Below are 20,921 nucleotides of genomic sequence, written 5' to 3' on the forward strand. Positions count from 1 at the left end.
GATTCATTTAGGACATATTTATGCCATCAACTCCTGCACTTGAGTTAATCTCGCTGAAAAAAGTTTACAAAAATGGTATAGAAGCATTAAAAGGTATCGATTTAACTGTACAGGCGGGTGATTTTTATGCCTTATTAGGACCAAATGGTGCTGGTAAATCGACAACTATCGGTATTATCAGTTCATTAGTAACTAAAACATCGGGAAAAGTGAAAATTTTTGGTTACGACTTAGATAACGACATAGTAAACGCCAAAAGGCAATTAGGGCTTGTGCCACAAGAGTTTAACTTTAATCCATTTGAAGAAGTTCTACAAATAGTCACTAATCAAGGTGGTTATTATGGATTACCCCGAAAACTTGCATTAGAGCACGCTGAAAAATATTTACGAATTTTAGATTTATGGGATAAACGCCATAGCCGAGCCAATATGTTATCAGGCGGTATGAAAAGACGATTAATGATAGCAAGAGCGCTTGTGCATGAACCCAAATTGTTGATTCTTGATGAACCAACCGCAGGCGTTGATATTGAACTACGTCGCTCTATGTGGGATTTTTTGCGCGTTATCAATCGTCAAGGTATCACAATTATTTTAACTACTCATTATTTAGAAGAAGCTGAAATGCTATGCCGTAATATTGGTATTATTCAACGAGGCCAATTGATAGCAAACTCGTCAATGCGCGATCTACTGGCAAAAAGCCAATCTGAAACAATTATTATTGATTACGTGCCAACCTCTAAACCGATTGAATTACATGGCTATAATTATTCTGATATTGAGATGGGCATGTTAGAAGTGAAAGTCGATAAACAACTTGGATTAAACCAATTGTTTGAGCAACTCAATCAGCAAAATATTAAAGTGATCAGCGTACGAAATAAAGCGAATCGTTTAGAAGAGCTATTTGTTGATCTGTTACATAATGATACAAAACAAAAAGGTAGCATTGATGAATAATTTATATTGGATTGCCTTAAAAAGTATTTGGCGTAAAGAAGTGACGCGTTTTTTGAGAATTTGGATCCAAACACTCATCCCCCCAGTTATTACGATGTCACTTTATTTTATTATTTTTGGAAATTTAATTGGCTCTCGAGTTGGTGATATGGGGGGCTTTAGCTATATGGCATTTATTGTACCTGGATTGATAATGATGTCAGTAATTACCAATTCTTATACTAATGTTTGCTCATCGTTTTTTAGTGCTAAATTTCAACGTAACATTGAAGAATTATTGGTAGCACCTGTGCCAACACATATTCTTATTTTGGGATATGTGGGAGGGGGTGTGATGCGAGGTATTTTAACTGGTATTTTAGTTACTATAGTGTCACTATTTTTTGTTCGTTATGAGGTGCATTCTTGGTTATTTGTTGTTTGCACATTACTATTAACTTCAATTTTGTTTTCATTAGCCGGTTTATTAAATGCCGTGTTTGCCAAAACTTTTGACGATATAAGCATTATTCCTACATTCGTATTAACACCATTAACATACCTTGGTGGCGTTTTTTATTCGATTACTATGTTGCCAACCTTTTGGCAATGGATATCCAAAGTTAACCCAATAGTTTATATGATTAACGGTTTTCGTTATGGATTTTTAGGAGTGACAGACGTATCGTTATCAATTACCTTCTCGATGCTAATTTTGTTTGTTACTGTGCTTTATGTAATTGCATGGAAGCTTATTGAAAGTGGTCGTGGACTAAGAAGCTAATAAGAGTTAGAAGGTTAGGTTTTGAGTAGTCGCCGATATTTTATCGGCGGAATCAATCATTATTGTGCATCAGCAACATTGTGCATCAGCAACGGCTTGTTTAGCCATCTCGGTAATTTTAGCAAAATCACCTTTTGCAATTGCATCAGTTGGAATAAACCAAGTACCGCCCACGCAAAGCACATTATCAAGAGCAAGATAATCACGGTAGTTTTTCGGATTTACTCCTCCTGTTGGGCAAAATTTCATATATCCGCAGGGACCAGCAAAAGCTTTTAATGCAGCAACACCACCATTGACTTCAGCAGGGAAAAATTTTAATGCAGTGAGACCATATTCTTGTGCAGTTAACAACTCAGAAATAGTTGCAATACCAGGAATAACAGGTACTGAACCTTCAACCGCCGCTTTTAAAATAGCATCAGTAATACCTGGTGTTATCACAAATTGAACGCCAGCTTCGGTAACCTGTTTTAGTTGCGCAACACTTGTTACTGTTCCTGCACCAACCACCGCTTCAGGCACTTCTTGAATAATTTTCTTTATTGCATTAATTGCACAAGCAGTTCTTAATGTAACTTCAAGTACTTTTACTCCGCCAGCAATTAGCGCTTTAGCTAGTGGTACCGCATCTTCTAAACGCTCAATAACAATAACGGGAATAACAGGACCTAATGTTAAAATTTCTTCAGCACTTCTTTTCCAATTTTTCATTTATTTTTACCCATACCTTATTGATTCTTTTATATAGAAATAATCCCTAATAAATAGGGATTATTTTGTTACTCATAAATGCCTAATTTCTTTTCTAAATAATGAATGTTTGTGCCGCCTTTTTGGAAACCTTTATCATTCATAATATCAATATGAAGATCAATATTGGTTTTAATGCCATCAATAACCAGTTCAGCTAATGCATTTTTCATACGGGCAATAGCAACTTCACGGGTTTCACCATAAGCAATTAATTTACCAATCATTGAATCATAATAAGGAGGAACAGTATAACCAGCATAAATATGCGATTCCCAACGAATACCAAAACCGCCAGGAGCATGAAAACGGGTAATTTTCCCTGGTGAAGGCATAAACGTTTTTGGATCCTCGGCATTAATTCGGCATTCAATTGCGTGGCCTTTAATTTCAATATCACTTTGTTTAATTGATAGAGGATTGCCTGCGGCGATTGAAATTTGCTCTCTGATTAAGTCAACACCGGTTACCATTTCAGTAACAGGATGTTCTACTTGAATACGGGTGTTCATTTCAATGAAATAAAATTCGCCATTCTCAAACAAGAATTCAAATGTACCAGCACCACGGTAACCGATCTCAATACATGCATTAACGCAACGCTCACCAATAAATTGACGCATTTTAGGGGTAATACCAAGCGCAGGGGCTTCTTCCACAACCTTTTGATGGCGTCTTTGCATTGAGCAATCACGCTCACCTAAATAAACGGCATGGCCTTGGCCATCAGAAAGGACTTGGATTTCGATATGGCGTGGATTTTCTAAAAATTTTTCCATGTAAACCATATCATTATTAAACGCTGTTTTGGCTTCTAGCTTGGTCATATTAATTGATTGTTCAAGATCCTTCTCTTCACGAACAATACGCATACCACGACCACCGCCGCCACCAGAGGCTTTAATAATAACAGGATAGCCGATTTGTTTAGCGATTTGTTTATTGGTTTCAATATCACCACCTAACGGACCATCTGAACCAGGAACACAAGGTACACCAGCTTTTTTCATCGCATGAATTGCAGAGACTTTATCCCCCATTAGGCGAATAGTATCAGGTTTTGGACCAATAAAAATAAAGCCTGAACGTTCAACTTGTTCAGCAAAATCTGCATTCTCAGATAAAAAACCATATCCAGGATGGATAGCTGCTGCGCAAGTGACTTCTGCAGCTGAAATTAATGCGGGAACATTAAGATAGCTTTTTGCTGAAGCAGCTGAACCAATACAGACTGTCTCATCTGCTAGTAATACATGTTTTAAATCTTTATCTGCCGTCGAATGAACAGCGACAGTTTTAATTCCAAGTTCTTTACATGCTCGTAATATACGTAGAGCTATTTCTCCACGGTTCGCTATAAGAATTTTATCAAGCATATTCAATCTCTTAATCGTATAGTCAATAATAAATTCAGATTATTCAATAATGAATAGTGGCTGATCAAATTCAACTGGTTGACCATTTTCAACCAAGATGGCTTTTATTGTACCAGCTTTTTCTGATTCAATCTGGTTCATCATTTTCATCGCTTCGACGATGCAAAGCACATCACCAACATTTACTGTTTGACCAACTTCAACAAAAGCTTTTGATTCTGGACTTGGTGTACGATAAAAAGTTCCAACCATAGGGGATTTAATTGTTGTACCATCAGTTGCAACAGCATCTGTTACAACTTCGGCTTGAACTGTTGGAGCCACAACGACAGGAGCTGGTTGAGGAATTTGAATATTTTGTACTGGCGCCGAATAGTTTGTGGTAGGAGCAGAACGACTGATTCGAACCGACTCTTCACCTTCAGAAATTTCAAGTTCAGAAATACCTGACTCTTCAACTAATTCAATTAATTTTTTAATTTTGCGTATATCCATGAATTACACCGTGTTTATTTGATATAAGTAACAATTATTTTTACTGCATCCTCGCCATTGACAAAAAGAGTCTTTCGCCAATAACAAGGTTGTAACTCAACATTAACGCGGAAGAATACACTGTAAAACAGAATTTGTCATTATATATCTCCTTTACAAACACATGTTATACTATTTTCTAGGTATTATTTTATAATTGCGATACAATAGCCAACGTTAGTTATTATTGGGGTTAGCCGTGGTTTAGAAGAATTAAATGGCACTCTATTTAGCTTGGATAAAGCTGAAAATAGATATTTTTTGATTCCATGGTTTGCTTTTAAACACGAAAATATACTTAAACAAGATTCATTCTAGGAAGAGTTTTTATTATGTTCAAAAAAGTTCGCGGCTTGTTTTCAAATGATTTATCCATCGATTTAGGTACAGCAAACACACTTATTTATGTAAAAGGGCAAGGCATTGTATTAAACGAACCTTCAGTGGTAGCGATACGCCAAGATCATCGCACAGGCACACCGAAAAGCGTTGCCGCTGTTGGACAAGCTGCGAAACAGATGTTAGGGCGAACGCCTGGTAATATTGCAGCTATAAGACCAATGAAAGATGGTGTTATTGCTGATTTTTCAGTCACTGAAAAAATGTTGCAGTATTTTATTCGCCAAGTACATAGCCATAGTTTTTTAAGACCAAGCCCACGAGTCCTTGTTTGTGTTCCTGTCGGCGCGACACAAGTTGAGCGCCGTGCAATTCGTGAGTCAGCACTAGGTGCGGGGGCCCGTGAAGTATATTTAATTGAAGAGCCAATGGCTGCGGCTATTGGTGCGGATTTACCAGTCTCTGCACCAACAGGTTCAATGGTCGTTGATATTGGTGGTGGAACTACTGAAGTAGCAGTCATTTCATTAAATGGTGTGGTTTATTCGGCATCGGCACGCATCGGTGGCGACCGATTTGATGAGGCGATTATTAACTATGTTCGCCGTAATTATGGTGCATTAATTGGTGAAGCTACTGCCGAAAAAATCAAACATTTTATAGGTAGTGCCTACCCTGGTGATGAAGTACTTGAAATTGAAGTACGTGGACGTAACCTTGCTGAAGGTGTACCACGTAGCTTTACTTTAAACTCTAATGAAATTTTAGAGGCATTACAAGAACCATTAAGTGGTATTGTAAGTGCCGTTAAAGTTGCATTAGAGCAGTGTCCTCCTGAGCTTGCTTCTGACATTTCAGAACATGGCATGGTTTTAACCGGTGGAGGTGCTTTATTGCGTAACATCGATAAATTATTATCAGCAGAAACTGGTATTCATGTTGTTGTAGCAGAAGATCCACTAACATGTGTTGCTAGAGGGGGCGGCAGAGCATTAGATATGGTAGACATGCATGGTGGAGATCTCTTTAGTGAAGAGTAATTGTTAATTATCTTCATGTTAATGAAATAATTAGTCAGTAAACAACTCATATTTTCTACCGCCGACATTGTCGGCGGAACCATTTCTTAACATAAGTAGATCTCAAGTATAAAACAGGTAAGTACTGAACAATGAAATTACTTTTTTCTAAACGTTCGCCTCTCAGTGTACAATTATTTACTTCTCTGGCGCTTGCATTGATCCTAATTGTATTAGATATCAATTATCGCCCATTTAAAGAGATTCGCTACTATTTAGATACCATTATTTCGCCCTTATATTATGTTTCAGATGCACCAAAGTCGTCGTTTGATTCGCTTTATGAAATGTCTAAAACGCGAGAAGCCTTAATAGATGAAAATGCAAAATTGCATGAAACCTTATTACAACAAAAAAATGATCTATTATTACTTGACCATTTAAAACATGAAAATGCAAGACTTCGTGAATTGCTAGGCTCTCCTTTAAGGCATGATGAACATAAGATGGCTGCGCAAGTATTACTTACAGATACCAATCCTTATGTTTATCAATTTGTTGTCAATAAAGGCAAACAAGATGGTGTTTATGTTGGGCAGCCTGTTGTAGATGAAAAAGGCATTATTGGACAAATTTATGAAACGGCTCAATCAACCAGCCGTGCAATTTTAGTGTGCGATTATCAACATGCAATACCTGTTCAGGTGCAAAGAAATGATATTGGTATGATCGCTGTGGGTAACGGATGTAGTAATGATTTAATATTAGAATTTATGCCTAATAACGTGGACATAAAAGTAGGTGATGTTTTAGTTACTTCTGGGCTGGATGGACGATTCCCTGAAGGTTATCCTGTTGCGATAGTCAGCTCAGTAAAACTAGATCTTACAGATTCAACGCCTATTATTTCAGCAACACCAACAGCTGATTTAAAACGCTTACGTTATTTATTGTTATTAGGGGAAAATCAAGGAGTGAAACATGAGGGAACGTAATCGAATATTGATTATTTGGATAACGTTATTTATTGGCTTATGTTTGCAAATTATACCGTGGTCACCAGAATATAATATATTTAAACCACATTTGCTGCTCCTTATTTTTGCTTATTGGTTAATTGCACTTCCACATCGAGTTGGGATTGGAACCGCTTTTGTATTTGGAGCATTGATAGATCTATGCACAGGCTCGATTTTGGGAAGCCATGCTTTTATTTATTCATGTATTGCTTATTTACTTGTTTTTAAATTCCAATTGATACGCAATTTAGCTTTGTGGCAACAATCGTTTATTATTTTTGGGGTATCAGTATGTTATAATTTACTGGTATTTTTACTCCAAGTCAGTATCTATCATACTATAACGATATCACCATTAATTTTGCTATCAAGTTGTATTGATGGCTTATTATGGATTGTCATCTATCTATTTTTGCGGCTAATAAGACGAAACTTTGCTATCAATTAAAAAGGAATCTTATGTCTGTTGAATTATTAATGAATATAACACCGTCTGAAACTCGCGTCGCTTATATTGAAGATGGCGTACTACAAGAAATTCATGTTGATCGTGAATCTAGACGAGGTATTGTTGGCAACATCTATAAAGGTAAAGTAATCCGTATATTACCTGGAATGCAGGCGGCTTTTGTGGACATTGGGCTTGAAAAAGCGGCTTTTTTACATGCATCAGATATTATGCCTCATACTGAGTGTGTATCTGATACTGAACAAGAACAATTTCAAGTAAAAGATATCTCTGAACTTGTCCGCCAAGGGCAAGATTTAATGGTACAAGTAGTTAAAGATCCTCTAGGCACTAAAGGCGCTAGGCTGACAACCGATATAACTTTACCATCGCGTTATTTAGTATTAATGCCTGGGCCAAATTCTGCACATGTGGCCACTTCACAACGCATAGAAAGTGAACAAGAGCGCGAAAGGCTAAAAAGTATTGTCGAGCAATATGTCACTAACGAAGGCGGATTTATTGTTAGAACCGCAGCAGAAGGCGCAAATGCCTATGAATTAGAACAAGATGCCAATTTTCTAAAACGACTTTGGGCTAAAATTCAACAGCGTATGGCGCGCCCAGTAAGTAAAAATCTAATATATGGTGAATTAGCATTATCACAACGTGTGTTGCGTGATTTTGTTGGCGCGCCAATTGAACGGATTTTGGTGGATTCAAAGTTAACGTATGATTTATTAATTGAATTCACACAAGAATTTATGCCCGAAGTGACCAGTAAATTATCGCATTATCGTGGTAATATTCCCATTTTCGATCTTTATGATACCGAAAACGAGATCCAAAGAGCATTAGATCGTAAAGTCAAATTGAAATCTGGCGGGTATTTGATTATTGATCAAACTGAAGCTATGACAACCATTGATATCAATACTGGCGCATTTGTAGGTCATCGAAATTTAGAAGAAACGATTTTTAATACCAATATTGAGGCAACAATTGCGATTGCTCGCCAATTGCGTTTACGTAATTTAGGTGGCATTATTATTATTGATTTTATTGATATGCAAGAAGATCTGCATCGTGAACGGGTGTTACAATCACTCCATGATTCTTTATCTAAAGATCGAGCTAGAACTACCGTTAATTTATTTTCGAGTTTAGGTTTAGTCGAAATGACACGCAAGCGAACACGCGAAAGTATCGGGCATATTTTGTGCGAACAGTGCCCTGCTTGCAAAGGACGAGGCATGGTCAAATCAGTAGAAACTATTTGTAACGAAATTTTGCGTGAAATCGTCCGTGTGTATAAAGCGCATCACTCGGAGTATTTTTTAGTTTATGCTTCAGCTGCCGTAGCTAATGCGTTAACTAATGATGAATCACACGCTTTAGCTGAAGTTGAAATCTTTGTGGGTAAACGCGTCGAAGTGAAAGTTGAACCGCTTTATATTCAAGAACAATACGATGTTGTATTAATGTAATCAAAACTATTTTGTAAAAAAGAGTTTCAGAAAACGATACGTTAAGAATAAAAGTGATGAAAGCTAAAAAGCCATTATAATTGGATATCTATAATCAATTATAAACAAGCTCGCATCCACATTTAAAAATTAAGGAATTTATGATACTAAATCAAGTGAGTGAACGATTACTCAATCCAAATAATCTAAACCAACAAGATCTTTTACATCTGCTTGATATGCTTAGCACAAGGCAAATTGATTTTGGTGATTTGTATTTCTTATCGGGTTACTATGAAAGTTGGTTACTTGAAGATGGTATTATAAAAAATGCCTCATTTCACCGCGATCAAGGTGTTGGCGTTAGGGCTATTGCCGGTGAAAAAACGGGGTTTGCATATACAGATCAACTTTCATTAGCACGTTTAGAACAAAGTGTATTAGCAGCAAATTCAATAACTAAATTACAAACACCTATAGTAGTAACTCCGTTTAAGTCTACGCAAACAGTGCCAATATACCCTTCAATCAACCCGATCAATTCGTTTTCTCAAGAGCAGAAAATTGCATTGTTGCAAGAAGTTGACAAATTGGCGCGCTCAATTGACCCAAGCGTTATTGAAGTATCAGCTAGCTTAACGGGTAGTTACGAAGACATTTTAATTGCAGCTACTGATGGTACATTAAGTGCCGATATTCGTCCATTGGTTCGTTTATCGGTTTCAGTTCTGGTTGAAAAAGAGGGTAAACGTGAGCGAGGAAGTAGTGGTGGTGGTGGTCGATTTGGATATGAATATTTTTTAACAATCAACCCTAAAACGTCAGAAAGTTATGTTGATAGTTACACACGAGAAGCAGTACGCCTAGCACTTGTTTCTCTTTCAGCTAAAGCAGCGCCAGCAGGAACAATGCCCGTTGTTTTAGGTGCTGGTTGGCCTGGTGTATTGTTACATGAGGCTGTAGGGCATGGCTTGGAAGGTGACTTTAACCGCAAAAATACCTCGGTTTTTTCAGGAAAAATAGGTGAGCAAGTTACCTCAGAATTGTGTACTATTGTTGATGATGGCACTATCGAAAATCGGCGAGGGTCACTCTCTATTGATGATGAAGGAACGCCTAGCCAAAAAACAGTGCTTATTGAAAATGGCATTTTAAAGGGCTATATGTTCGATAAACTCAATGCAAAATTGATGAATACATATTCAACTGGTAATGGACGTCGTGAAGGGTATGCGTGTTTACCGATGCCAAGAATGACAAATACCTATATGTTAACTGGCAATTCTTCTTTTGACGATATTATTAGCAGTGTTGATTATGGGCTATATGCCCCTAATTTTGCGGGAGGGCAGGTAGATATTACCTCTGGTAAGTTTGTCTTTTCAACCTCAGAAGCCTATTTGATTGAAAAAGGCAAAATAACAACACCAGTAAAAGGCGCAACACTAATTGGTTCAGGTATTGAAACGATGCAACAGGTGGCAATGGTTGGTAATGACCTTGAATTAGATTCTGGTGTTGGCGTTTGTGGTAAAGCAGGACAGAGCATTCCTGTTGGGGTCGGACAACCTACATTAAAAGTGAATAATTTAACCGTTGGTGGTACCATTAGCCAATAAAAACAATATGAGGATGGGATATTAAAATAAATGGAAACAATAATTACACTTTACCAAGCATTTGTTAACATGGATATAGCAACACTTTCAAATCCTAATGTGCTATGGACATTATATGGTATGTTATTTGTTATTATTCTTTTAGAAAATGGCGTATTACCCGCAGCTTTTTTACCTGGTGATAGTTTATTATTTCTAACTGGTGTGTTAATTAGTCAAAATGTATTCCATTTTGGTTTAATCAACCTTATTTTAATTTCTGGCGCAGCATTTGGAACGTGGTTAGGTTATGCACAAGGTTTGTGGCTTGGTAATACTAAGCTTGTACAAGGTTGGATGGCACATATTCCTGAAAAATACCATCATAAATCTGAAGTATTATTCCATAAGTACGGATTACAAGCTCTATTTATTGGACGGTTTATTGCTTTCGTACGTACATTGTTACCGATGATGGCAGGATTGTCAGGGCTACATAGTCGAAAATTCCATATTTATAATTGGATTAGTGCAACATTATGGATTACCTTAATTGTGACATTGGGATATCTATTTGGGTTATCACCTATTTTCAAAACTTATGAAAAACAAATTATGTCGCTATTAATGCTGATCCCAGTGTTTTTATTAGTAATCGGCTTGCTTTTTTCGATCTGGCTAGTATTAAAACGTTGGTTAGCCCAGAAAAATAAATTAAAAAATTCGACCAAAAAATAGTATTAATGAGCAAAGTTAAGAAATATTGAAATTAACCGATAAGCCGGGTTCTGTCGTGGACAATCATTCCTCTAGGCTAATACTCACGTATTAGCTCAAGCAGTCTACCCGGATTCAACGCGGGCCGCGCCAAAGAATCCCTATTTGACCTTGCTCCGAGTGGAGTTTACCATGCCACAACTGTTACCAATTGTGCGGTGTGCTCTTACCACACCCTTTCACCCTTACCTGATCTTATCAATAAGCCATCGGCGGTTTGCTCTCTGTTGCACTTGTCGTAAACTTTTGCTCTCGCAAAAGCCCCCCAGGCGTTACCTGGCACTCTGCCCTATGGAGCCCGGACTTTCCTCCCCTTTGTTTGTCTCCTTTAATAAAGGACTACAACAAAGCAGCGATTGTCTGGTTAATTTCGTTAACCAGTATAACGTAATGTAAAGTTTTGTCCAGTATTGCATGTTTTATAAGTTATTTATCAAGGTAAACATGGCCAATATTTTGGCAAGGATCAAGGGATATCGTCAATAATATTTCCATATGCATTAAATCCATTTCTATTTTAACTAGCCGTTATTAATGATGTTAATGTTATTATAGTTGTTAGTCGCTTCTAGAACGACTAGAACTTAAAGTAGTAGCAATCCCCAATGGCGCTACCTTGAGCACCAAACTGGCGTAAATTCTGATCGACAGCGTTCATCGATTGCCAATGATTTTCACACCAATCTGGCGCAAGCAGGGTTGGTTTTCTAGCATTAGCCGAAATGCGGTGATATAAAATATTGGAGGGTGTTTGCCTAATGATATCGCCAGCAATATCGACATATTGATCTAATGATAAAACGTCAAGACGCCCAGCTCGCCATGCTTTTGCCATAATGCTACCATCCACAATATGCAAAGGGTGTAACTTTAAACCGTCAACACCACTATTTAACACTTGATCTAGAGTTATTAAGTTATCTTGTTTGGTTTCTTTAGGTAACCCAATAATTAAGTGAGTGCACACTTTAATACCAAGTTTACGCGCTTTTTGTACGGTTTGATGATAATCGTTAAAAGTATGCCCACGATTTATATCGTGTAAGGTTTTATCGTGAGCAGTTTGTAAGCCCAACTCTAACCAAACTTCAAAACCTTGTGCTTGATAACTGGCAAGCAAATCAAGCGCTTCACTGGGTACACAATCTGGGCGAGTACCAACACAAAGCCCAACAATATCAGTACTATTTAGCGCTTGCTCGTACATATTTTTTAGTATGGCAACTTCAGCATAAGTGCTAGTATAAGCTTGAAAATAAGCAAGATAGCGCTTGGATTTTTTCATTTGATGAGCTTGTGAAACCAATTGATCAGCAATTGATTTCACTTGAATAGATTCATCAATAATTGAAGCCACATTACAAAAAGTGCATCCGCCCATGCCAATAGTGCCATCACGATTTGGACAGCTAAATCCCCCATGCAAGGTTAGCTTATAGATTTTTTCCCCATATCGGCGCTGAAGATCGGAACCAAAGGTATTAACGACTAGATGAAGTTGCATGATAGACCAGAAATAAAATTTTGTTTATTTTACGAAGTTAGTTGCTTTACTTCAAGCAACGTTATGTTTGAGGATGATAGTTTTAAAATAAAAAATCAAATACTTTAATAACGTAATGATATTAACTAAATAGTTCGACAATTAAAATACTTTTTTAATTTAGATTAAGGCGTAACTTGAATTTTATTAATAGGGTTTGTGGAGAATTTTTTGTTGGTTAAACCAAAGGAAGTTATTGATTTTATTAAAAATAAAAAAATTCAATAAAATCAATGACTTTTCTGACCGATTTTTGCTCTTCTTTTATTAAAATCAGCTATTTTTGCACCTTGCTTATCAACAAGTATATAATACCCCTTTCAAACTTGAGGCAACCTGCATGCAACTAGCATTTTGTATCTATAAATATTTTCCTTTTGGTGGCTTGCAACGTGATTTTTTACAAATAGCTAGGGCTTGTCAAGCTCGTGGCCACCACGTTCGGATCTATGTAATGGCATGGCAAGGTGATAAGCCTGCTGGATTTGATATTATCTTGGTTCCGAAAAAAGGCTTATCTAACCATAATCGTAATCAATCTTATTACCATTGGGTAAAAGCCCATTTGCAAGCGAACCCCGTCGATTGTGTAGTTGGGTTTAATAAAATGCCTGACTTAGATGTCTATTTTGCGGGCGATACCTGTTATGCAGATAAAGTGGCCCATAAAGGCTTTTTATATAAGTTATCAAAACGCTGTAAACACTATTTAGCCTTTGAAGATGCGGTGTTTAATCAACATAGCCAAACTAAAGTGATGCTTTTAACTAAGCAGCAAATCGCTGACTTTGTTAAATATTATCATACTGATCTATCAAGGTTTTATCTGTTACCGCCTGGCATTGCTCAAGATCGCCAATATAATGCTGAGTCGATCGCTAAAGGCAAGCAATTTAGACAAACCAATCAAATTGATGAACACAGTTTTGTGATTGTGCAAATTGGCTCGGATTTTAAACGCAAAGGCGTTGATCGTTCACTAACCGCCATTGCGACTTTACCCTATGAATTAAAGCAAAAAGTCACTTTTTTAGTGGTTGGGCAAGATAAACCCGATGCTTATCAAAAAATGGCTAAACAACTGGGTATTGAGCAGCAAGTCCGATTTTTTGCGGGGCGCAATGACATTGCTGATATTTTATTTTCTGCCAATTTGCTGTTACATCCAGCAAGGCAAGAAGCCGCGGGTATGGTTTTGATTGAAGGATTGGCCGCTGGTGTGCCAGTTATTGTATCAGGCATTTCAGGGTATGCTTATCATATACACGATGCAAATGCTGGCATCATCCTTGCGGAGCCTTTTGTACAAGCAGATCTCAATCAAGCTGTGCAAAATGCCATAACCAATCACGATCAATTACTAACATGGCATAACAATGCGATAGATTATGGCAAAACGGCGGATTTGTATCATTTACCGCAGCGAGCCGCAGATATTATTTTAGGTTGTGATCATTATGAATGAGTTGAAATTAAAATCCCCTTTTGATGCTTTGTGGAAAAATAAAGATCCGTTTACGGAAGTTGAGTTAATATCAGGCAAAGTCTATCGATCGATTAAGCAACGTCAGACGTTGAATTTTGAGCTTGGTGATAAATCGTATTTTATTAAAATTCATCGTGGTACAACCGTTAAAGAGATTGTTAAAAATCTCATTTCGTTACGTTTACCTGTTTTAGATGCTAAGCAAGAGTGGGATGCGATTGAGCGTTTGGAGCAAGTTGGTGTTAATACGATGGATGGGCGAGCATTTGGTCGTAAAGGGCTAAATCCGCTGACTCGTCATTCATTTATTGTGACAAGAGATCTTAACCCGACTGTGAGTTTAGAAGATTTTACCAAGCCATGGTTAACTAACCCTCCTAGCTATCATATAAAGCGTTCTTTAGTTATTTATTTGGCAAAAATGGTGGCTCAAATGCATGCTGCTGGGGTTAATCATCGTGATTGTTATTTGTGTCACTTTTTGCTTGATATTCCGCTTTTTGAAAATCATCAGCAAATAAAATTATCGGTGATTGATTTACACCGTGCTCAAGTTCGTAAAACGGTTCCTGTGCGTTGGCGTGATAAAGATTTAATTGGGCTTTATTTTTCAGCCATGAATATTGGGCTAACCGATCGCGATATTTGGCGTTTTTTGAAAGTGTATTTTAATCAGCCCTTAAAAACAATTTTGCGCAATGAATCAAAGCTAATAGCTAGTACGCATCAAAAAGTTGAACGAATTCGTAAAAGGACAGAAAAGTATCATCTTTAACAATAAGGATACGCTATGTTTATTGAACAAATTGATATTTCCGGATTTAAAGGTATTAGTCAACTATCTTTAAAATTAAATGCTAGTTCTAGCGTACTAATGGGTGAAAATCGTTGGGGGCGGTCAAGTTTAATCAGCGCTTTGCAATTGTTATCACTGGATAACTCGTTTTATCAATTTGTCGATTCTGATTTTTATCATGATCAATACCAATATTATGGCGATAATATTATTATTAAAATCACTTATTGCCAATCGCACTTACATGAATTAAATAATCAAGATTATCAGCCATTACGCTCGGTTTCGTATCAATCACACCAAGATAATCTGCATCGTATCACTTATCAAATTTCTGCTAATAAACATGATAACCAAATTATAACACAACATAAATTGCTCAATGCACAAGGCAACCCTTTTAATATAGAAAACGAAAAATTATTAATTGCAACGTTAATCAAACTAAACCCAGTAATGACACTTAAAAATGCAATTAATCCTGAGCAATTAACTGTTACTAACGAACCATTATCCGAACACTACATTAGCCAACTTTCAAACCAACTAAAAGCCCATTCAGCCGAATTAACCCAAGATGAATTAGCTCGAGGCCTACAAGCCGCACGCTCATTATTAGAGTATTATTTTGTCGATCAAGCACACCGCAATCATTACAAACAAAAAAATGCCAAAAGTACACCAAGAACAGAAGATTGGAATGTTTTGGAACAAATTAATGATGTATTGGATAATCTTGATAATGATTATTTACGAACTGTATTTTTAGGAATTTTCGGCTCTATTATTGATGCTAAAGGGAATTATTCGCTTTCACAAAGTTCAATGCCTATTTTAATTTTAGAAGAGCCTGAAAGTTTGTTACATCCGATCATTTTATCCGTTGCATTTCGCTTACTAAAAAACTTCCCTACACAAAAAATTATCACGTCTAACTCAAGTGATCTGGTATCATTATTTTCATTAAAAAACCTTTATCGTTTAATTCGTCTGCCAGATAAAATTATTGCCAAATACATTGAACCTCATTCATTAAGCGTTAGTGATAGTCGTCGTATTTCGTTTCATATTCTTTATCGCCGATCAAATGCCTTATTTGCACGATGTTGGTTGTTAGTCGAGGGCGAAACCGAAGTATGGTTGTTGCGTGAACTAGCAGAACAAAGTGGTTATCATCTGAGTTCAGAAGGAGTTCAGCTTATTGAGTTTGCTCAGTGTGGTTTAAAACCACTTATAAAATATGCCGATAAAATGGGCATTCATTGGTATGTGATAACCGATGGAGATGTGGCTGGTAAAAAATATGAAGATGCCGTAAAATCGTTATGTGGTGAAGATAAAAATCCTAATGATTACTTAACGGTTTTACCTGCGCGAGACATTGAAAACTTTTTATTTAAACATGGTTTTAGTCATGTCTATAAACTTGCCGCTTACAACACAACACAGCATATCGATCTACCTATACATCAAATTATTCAAAAAGCCATCCATAAAAGCTCAAAGCCAGATCTTGCTATTGCTATTTGTGATGATGCAAAAGCACGGGGAATAACAGCCATCCCACGCTTGCTCACTGACACCTTTGCTAAAATCATTAAAGCATCCAAAAATGGGCTTTAAAATATCTGAAAAGCAATATCAGAAAAGTAAATCTATTCCGCCAACATGCACTGGCGGAATAAAATAAAAATTAAACCTATTTAGTGATTCGTTTATATTTAGCACGTTTAGGCTCTAATGCCTCAGCGCCGAGTGTACGTTTTTTCCATTCTTCGTATTCAGTAAAGTTACCTTCAAAGAATTCAACATGCCCTTCATCCTGATAATCCAAAATGTGAGTCGCAATGCGATCAAGGAACCAACGGTCATGTGAAATCACTAAAGCACAGCCTGGAAACTCTAATAATGCATTTTCCAGCGCGCGTAGCGTTTCGACATCTAAGTCATTGGTCGGTTCGTCAAGTAACAGAACATTACCGCCCACTTGCAATAATTTAGCTAAATGCACGCGTCCACGTTCACCACCAGAAAGCTCACCTACACGTTTTTGCTGATCAACACCTTTAAAGTTAAAACGACCAACATAAGCACGGCTTGGAATTTCAAAATTGCCGATACGCATAATATCTTGACCGTTAGATATTTCATCCCAAACGGTCTTTTTATCATCCATGCTGTCACGGAACTGATCGACAGAGGCAAGCTGTACAGTATCACCTAACGTGATAGTACCCGAATCGGGTTGTTCTTTACCGGATAACATTCTAAATAGCGTAGATTTACCTGCTCCATTTGGCCCGATAATACCAACTATCGCACCTTTTGGAATGCTAAATGAGAGGTTATCAATAAGCACGCGATCACCATATGATTTGGTTAAGTTATTGACTTCAATTACTTTATCACCTAAACGTTGTCCAGGTGGAATAAAGAGTTCGTTTGTTTCGTTACGTTTTTGGTAATCGTTGCTGTTTAGTTCTTCAAAACGAGCTAAACGTGCTTTACTTTTTGCTTGACGCCCTTTTGGATTTTGCCGTACCCACTCAAGCTCTTTTTCAATCGATTTTCGGCGAGCCGATTCCGTTGAGGCTTCTTGTGCTAAACGCTGATCTTTCTGTTCAAGCCAAGATGAGTAGTTACCTTCCCATGGAATGCCCTCACCACGGTCAAGTTCTAAAATCCAACCTGCCACATTATCTAAAAAGTAACGGTCATGAGTAACGGCCACAACAGTACCTTCGTAATCATGTAAAAATCGCTCTAGCCATGCAACCGATTCAGCATCTAAATGGTTGGTTGGCTCGTCAATTAATAGCATATCAGGTTTTTCAAGTAACAACTGACAAATTGCCACTCGACGGCGTTCACCACCAGATAATGTTTCAATTTTGGCATCCCAAGCAGGTAAGCGTAATGCATCGGCTGCCCGCTCTAATTGATTATCAAGGTTATGGGCATCTTGCGCTTGGATAATTGCCTCAAGCTCCGCTTGCTCTTTGGCTAATTTATCAAAATCGGCATCAGGATCAGCATAAGCGGCGTATACCTCATCTAGTCGAGCAAGTGCTTTTTTAGCATCACTAACGGCTTGCTCAACCGCTTCGCGCACGGTTTGCTTAGGATCAAGCTTAGGCTCTTGCGGTAAATAGCCAATCCTAATATCAGGTTGTGGTCGTGCTTCGCCTTCAATTTCAGTATCAACACCCGCCATAATGCGTAATAATGTTGATTTACCTGCCCCATTTAAACCCAGCACCCCAATTTTAGCACCAGGGAAAAAACTTAAAGAAATATCTTTTAAAATATAGCGTTTAGGGGGAACAATCTTCCCTACTCGATTCATGGTATAAACATATTGCGCCATAAAATATCGTCCGTTTAATTGATTAAAAATAGCAAAAAGTATTTGCTATATGACTAATGGCGTATATTGTAACGATTCTTAGGATTGGGTCTAGGGTTATTTACAAGAATGCTCTAATTGCTTATATAATAATGTATCTTAAATACTGATAGAATTAAAAAATGGGTGATTATATTTGTTTAAGCCTAGTAAAACATTTTATTTTTAAATATATTATCAATAAATTGTTAATTAAGAATATATATTAGAAATAGTTTTATATCACATCCCAAAAAGCCGCAATATGTAATAATGTTAATAACACATTGCGGTTATTTTAATATAGGAAAACATCGAGTTGTTTACACTTCATCATTAAAACAATCCGCTAAAAACTCATAAGGCGTTAATTTTGCCTTTTTATATCTACTCATTTACAGTATTTTCGCAAATTACTGTAAACAGTGCGAATAAGTTCTATAATTAACTTACTCGCAATCACCTCTGTAACTTCAAAAAGTTACAGAGTCAAACTATTTATGAACGGATAAAATAAATTTAACTAAGGCTTAACACAAGCAGCTCTATATACCCTATAAGCTGGTTCATTATAATATAAATCTCCATCCCCTGAATCGACCCGAAGAGGGTCTCCCTTATATGTATCAATTGTCCAATACCAATCATAAGGATGCTCAGGTTCCCAGTCATCAAGACCTAAATAGTGATCAGAGTGATTAAACAAAGTTCCCCATTCATTAAATAGCCCGCCAATCCATTTACCATTACCGTCGCGATAGCTTAATTGTCGGCGATAACCATTGATATTTCTTCCGGGAATACCTCCAGTCCAAATATCATTATTATTTGCATTAGTATAATCTGCAACACTCGGCATTCGGTACCCAATTCGGTTACAGTAATCTTTTGCGTCTTGCACAGATGCATTAATACGAGCTCCTTGGGCTATATACCATCTTTCAATTTTAAAGCTATACAAGACGTTACTTTTGGCTCTATCTGAATAAAGCTTAAATGTAGAGGGGCTAAAATTTTTATTAGCGCTACTGTTTACTGGCCCTTTTAGTACTATCTTTAAAGCTACATCTTGTGAGCCTTTTCCCCAACCTGGTGTTCGTGCAGATGATAAAGCTAAACTAACTCCACTCCCTGATTCAGGGAATACTCTAGCGCCATTAGCTGAGATAATCTCTTCAGGCGTTACGTTTGCTAACAATAAATAAAAATAAACATTATTTGTTCCTGTCGACGGAAAATTACGTTGTGGATTGTTTATATCTTGTGGAACAAATCCTTTTCCTTTTACCCAATCCGGACCATCTAAATCTTTATATTCAGTGTTATTACTGGAATCGTTTGATAAATTAGGTTGAGCATAACAAACTGATGGTGCACTTGGTTTAAAATAATATGAATGGGAACTCTGTTTATAAATAGTTTCATTCGGAATACCATAACGTGTCGACAACGTTAAAGATTCTCCTGTAGTAATAAATAATCGATATGGTGCTTTACAAGCATCCAGCTTGTACGATGGATTTTTTTTTACTTTTGCTGTTATATTTTGGTTTGCATCGTACCATTCTAGAGATAACTTTCCATTTGCCAAAATATCGCCATCACCATCGTCATCTCCCCAATAATGATATGGGGCATCCATCAATTTTTGAATATCTATTTGTGGGTAAGTATTATTTCCATCTATTGGTACAAAAGTTTGAATATCACGAATAGATTCTAAATTTCCCGATAGTATGATTGGTTTTTGGCTACTTGATGTATCTTCTTGAGAGGTAATCAATCGACCACCAGATAATTTTATGCTGAGTAAAGGTTCTGATGAATTTATATGGGTTCTACCACCATCAAGGGTTATATAAGGGCGACTTCCATGGATCACATTTGATGTAATCGCAGATAATGCAATAGCTTGAAAGGGCACTATCAAATTTAATAATGTCAATATAATTCCAAACAAACAATGTCTGACAGTCAAGATAGGCATTACTAATGCTTTTTGGATATGCATCTTTGCCATTTTTATTAAAGAAATCGTTTTTGACCATAACGACAAACATGAAGAATTAATTGTAAGATGGGAATAACTAAAATTTAGAGATAAAAGTTCAAAACGGGGCTGTTGTTTTCATTATATCATTACCTTTCCAAAATTTCAAGTTTCTACAGCATAATTTTGCTTTTTTTATAATAAAATTAAATTGTTATTCAATTTAACACTAATCAAATTGATCGCTTTTGGTGGATACTTTAATTTAAAGTATTGTCGATTTCAAAATTCGAAATAATTACGTTATCACAATATAATCAAGTTGATTATAAACGAACATAAAATCACTTTAAAGTAAATGAATAGACTTTTCTGTTAAAATTTGTAAACATCACCCTCTATTCACTTGTTATATCAAAATCAGTTGCAAATCCGCAGACAAGGAAAGATCACTTTTATACAGCCGTAATCAATACCAATATTAATTATCTATTACGGCTTTTTGAAATTATTTTATAAGGCAATTGTGTACCAATTAACAATATATGGCTTTTAAGTTATTACATAGTCTCCCTATAAGTTATAATTGATAAATATATTTTAGATACCAAGACACCATGAGCATTCTCCAACTAGAGGTAATGCTCACCATCAGCAGAAAAGC

General features: G+C 36.7%; 17 protein-coding genes and 1 other RNA gene. 11 read left to right on the top strand and 7 right to left on the bottom strand.

The window, feature by feature from the left end:
- Positions 1-20: 20 nt before the first annotated feature.
- Together A9G30_RS02305 and A9G30_RS02310 are read left to right on the top strand one after the other, a co-directional pair.
- Positions 21-965, top strand: a complete 945-nt coding sequence (locus A9G30_RS02305) for an ABC transporter ATP-binding protein (RefSeq protein ID WP_065567731.1) — start codon at positions 21-23, stop codon at positions 963-965.
- Positions 958-1,728, top strand: a complete 771-nt coding sequence (locus A9G30_RS02310; RefSeq protein ID WP_065567732.1) for an ABC transporter permease — start codon at positions 958-960, stop codon at positions 1,726-1,728. The genes A9G30_RS02305 and A9G30_RS02310 overlap by 8 nt, the downstream gene beginning before the upstream one ends.
- Before the next feature lie 69 nt (positions 1,729-1,797).
- Here A9G30_RS02310 and A9G30_RS02315 read toward each other — a convergent pair whose 3' ends face one another.
- The 3 genes from A9G30_RS02315 to accB form a co-directional block, all read right to left on the bottom strand.
- Positions 1,798-2,442, bottom strand: coding sequence for a bifunctional 4-hydroxy-2-oxoglutarate aldolase/2-dehydro-3-deoxy-phosphogluconate aldolase (locus A9G30_RS02315; protein ID WP_065587915.1), 645 nt, complete (start codon positions 2,440-2,442; stop codon positions 1,798-1,800).
- Between the two features lie 68 nt (positions 2,443-2,510).
- Positions 2,511-3,857 (bottom strand): acetyl-CoA carboxylase biotin carboxylase subunit, encoded by a 1,347-nt coding sequence (accC, locus tag A9G30_RS02320; RefSeq protein ID WP_065567734.1) that lies wholly within the window; start codon positions 3,855-3,857, stop codon positions 2,511-2,513.
- Positions 3,858-3,896: 39 nt separating this feature from the next.
- Positions 3,897-4,352 (bottom strand): acetyl-CoA carboxylase biotin carboxyl carrier protein, encoded by a 456-nt coding sequence (accB, locus tag A9G30_RS02325; protein WP_065567735.1) that lies wholly within the window; start codon positions 4,350-4,352, stop codon positions 3,897-3,899.
- Between the two features lie 371 nt (positions 4,353-4,723).
- On the opposite strand from accB, the gene A9G30_RS02330 reads away from it, so the two are divergent.
- The 6 genes from A9G30_RS02330 to A9G30_RS02355 all read left to right on the top strand — a co-directional run bounded on the left by A9G30_RS02330 (position 4,724) and on the right by A9G30_RS02355 (position 11,018).
- Positions 4,724-5,770 carry a rod shape-determining protein gene (locus A9G30_RS02330; protein ID WP_065567736.1) on the top strand — a complete coding sequence of 349 codons (1,047 nt, stop codon included), beginning with the start codon at positions 4,724-4,726 and terminating at the stop codon, positions 5,768-5,770.
- Between the two features lie 131 nt (positions 5,771-5,901).
- Positions 5,902-6,744: a rod shape-determining protein MreC gene (gene mreC, locus A9G30_RS02335; RefSeq protein WP_065579749.1), complete on the top strand. Its 843-nt coding sequence runs from the start codon at positions 5,902-5,904 to the stop codon at positions 6,742-6,744.
- Positions 6,731-7,216, top strand: a complete 486-nt coding sequence (mreD, locus tag A9G30_RS02340) for a rod shape-determining protein MreD (RefSeq protein ID WP_065567738.1) — start codon at positions 6,731-6,733, stop codon at positions 7,214-7,216. The genes mreC and mreD overlap by 14 nt, the downstream gene beginning before the upstream one ends.
- An 11-nt stretch (positions 7,217-7,227) precedes the next feature.
- On the top strand, positions 7,228-8,703 hold the full coding sequence (rng, locus tag A9G30_RS02345; RefSeq protein ID WP_065567739.1) for a ribonuclease G: 1,476 nt from the start codon (positions 7,228-7,230) through the stop codon (positions 8,701-8,703).
- 140 nt (positions 8,704-8,843) lie between these two features.
- Positions 8,844-10,301 carry a metalloprotease TldD gene (gene tldD / locus A9G30_RS02350; RefSeq protein ID WP_065587916.1) on the top strand — a complete coding sequence of 486 codons (1,458 nt, stop codon included), beginning with the start codon at positions 8,844-8,846 and terminating at the stop codon, positions 10,299-10,301.
- Positions 10,302-10,331: 30 nt separating this feature from the next.
- Positions 10,332-11,018 (top strand): DedA family protein, encoded by a 687-nt coding sequence (locus tag A9G30_RS02355; protein ID WP_065581624.1) that lies wholly within the window; start codon positions 10,332-10,334, stop codon positions 11,016-11,018.
- Positions 11,019-11,041: 23 nt separating this feature from the next.
- Here the strand turns inward: A9G30_RS02355 and rnpB are convergent.
- Positions 11,042-11,429, bottom strand: an RNA gene (rnpB, locus tag A9G30_RS02360) — RNase P RNA component class A.
- Between the two features lie 205 nt (positions 11,430-11,634).
- The gene (locus tag A9G30_RS02365) at positions 11,635-12,561 is read right to left on the bottom strand and encodes a TIGR01212 family radical SAM protein (RefSeq protein WP_065581623.1); all 927 of its coding nucleotides are present in this window, start codon (positions 12,559-12,561) and stop codon (positions 11,635-11,637) included.
- Between the two features lie 379 nt (positions 12,562-12,940).
- On the opposite strand from A9G30_RS02365, the gene A9G30_RS02370 reads away from it, so the two are divergent.
- The 3 genes from A9G30_RS02370 to A9G30_RS02380 are packed head-to-tail and all read left to right on the top strand — an operon-like array spanning position 12,941 to position 16,505.
- Positions 12,941-14,065: a glycosyltransferase family 4 protein gene (locus A9G30_RS02370; RefSeq protein ID WP_065587917.1), complete on the top strand. Its 1,125-nt coding sequence runs from the start codon at positions 12,941-12,943 to the stop codon at positions 14,063-14,065.
- Positions 14,058-14,861 (top strand): lipopolysaccharide core heptose(I) kinase RfaP, encoded by an 804-nt coding sequence (gene rfaP / locus A9G30_RS02375; protein ID WP_065587918.1) that lies wholly within the window; start codon positions 14,058-14,060, stop codon positions 14,859-14,861. Before A9G30_RS02370 ends, rfaP begins: the two co-directional genes overlap by 8 nt.
- Before the next feature lie 15 nt (positions 14,862-14,876).
- Positions 14,877-16,505, top strand: coding sequence for a DUF2813 domain-containing protein (locus A9G30_RS02380; RefSeq protein ID WP_065587919.1), 1,629 nt, complete (start codon positions 14,877-14,879; stop codon positions 16,503-16,505).
- A 76-nt stretch (positions 16,506-16,581) separates the two neighbouring features.
- Here the strand turns inward: A9G30_RS02380 and ettA are convergent, their stop codons facing one another.
- Together ettA and A9G30_RS02390 are read right to left on the bottom strand one after the other, a co-directional pair.
- Complete coding sequence (gene ettA, locus A9G30_RS02385) at positions 16,582-18,249, bottom strand: energy-dependent translational throttle protein EttA (protein ID WP_065587920.1); 1,668 nt, start codon at positions 18,247-18,249, stop codon at positions 16,582-16,584.
- Between the two features lie 541 nt (positions 18,250-18,790).
- A complete protein-coding gene (locus A9G30_RS02390; RefSeq protein ID WP_141671956.1) occupies positions 18,791-20,212 on the bottom strand; it encodes a hypothetical protein in 1,422 nt (473 codons plus the stop codon).
- Between the last annotated feature and the right edge of the window lie 709 nt (positions 20,213-20,921).

Origin of the sequence: Gilliamella sp. Fer4-1 (assembly GCF_001690515.1) — a bacterium.
GTDB lineage: Bacteria > Pseudomonadota > Gammaproteobacteria > Enterobacterales > Orbaceae > Gilliamella > Gilliamella apicola_C.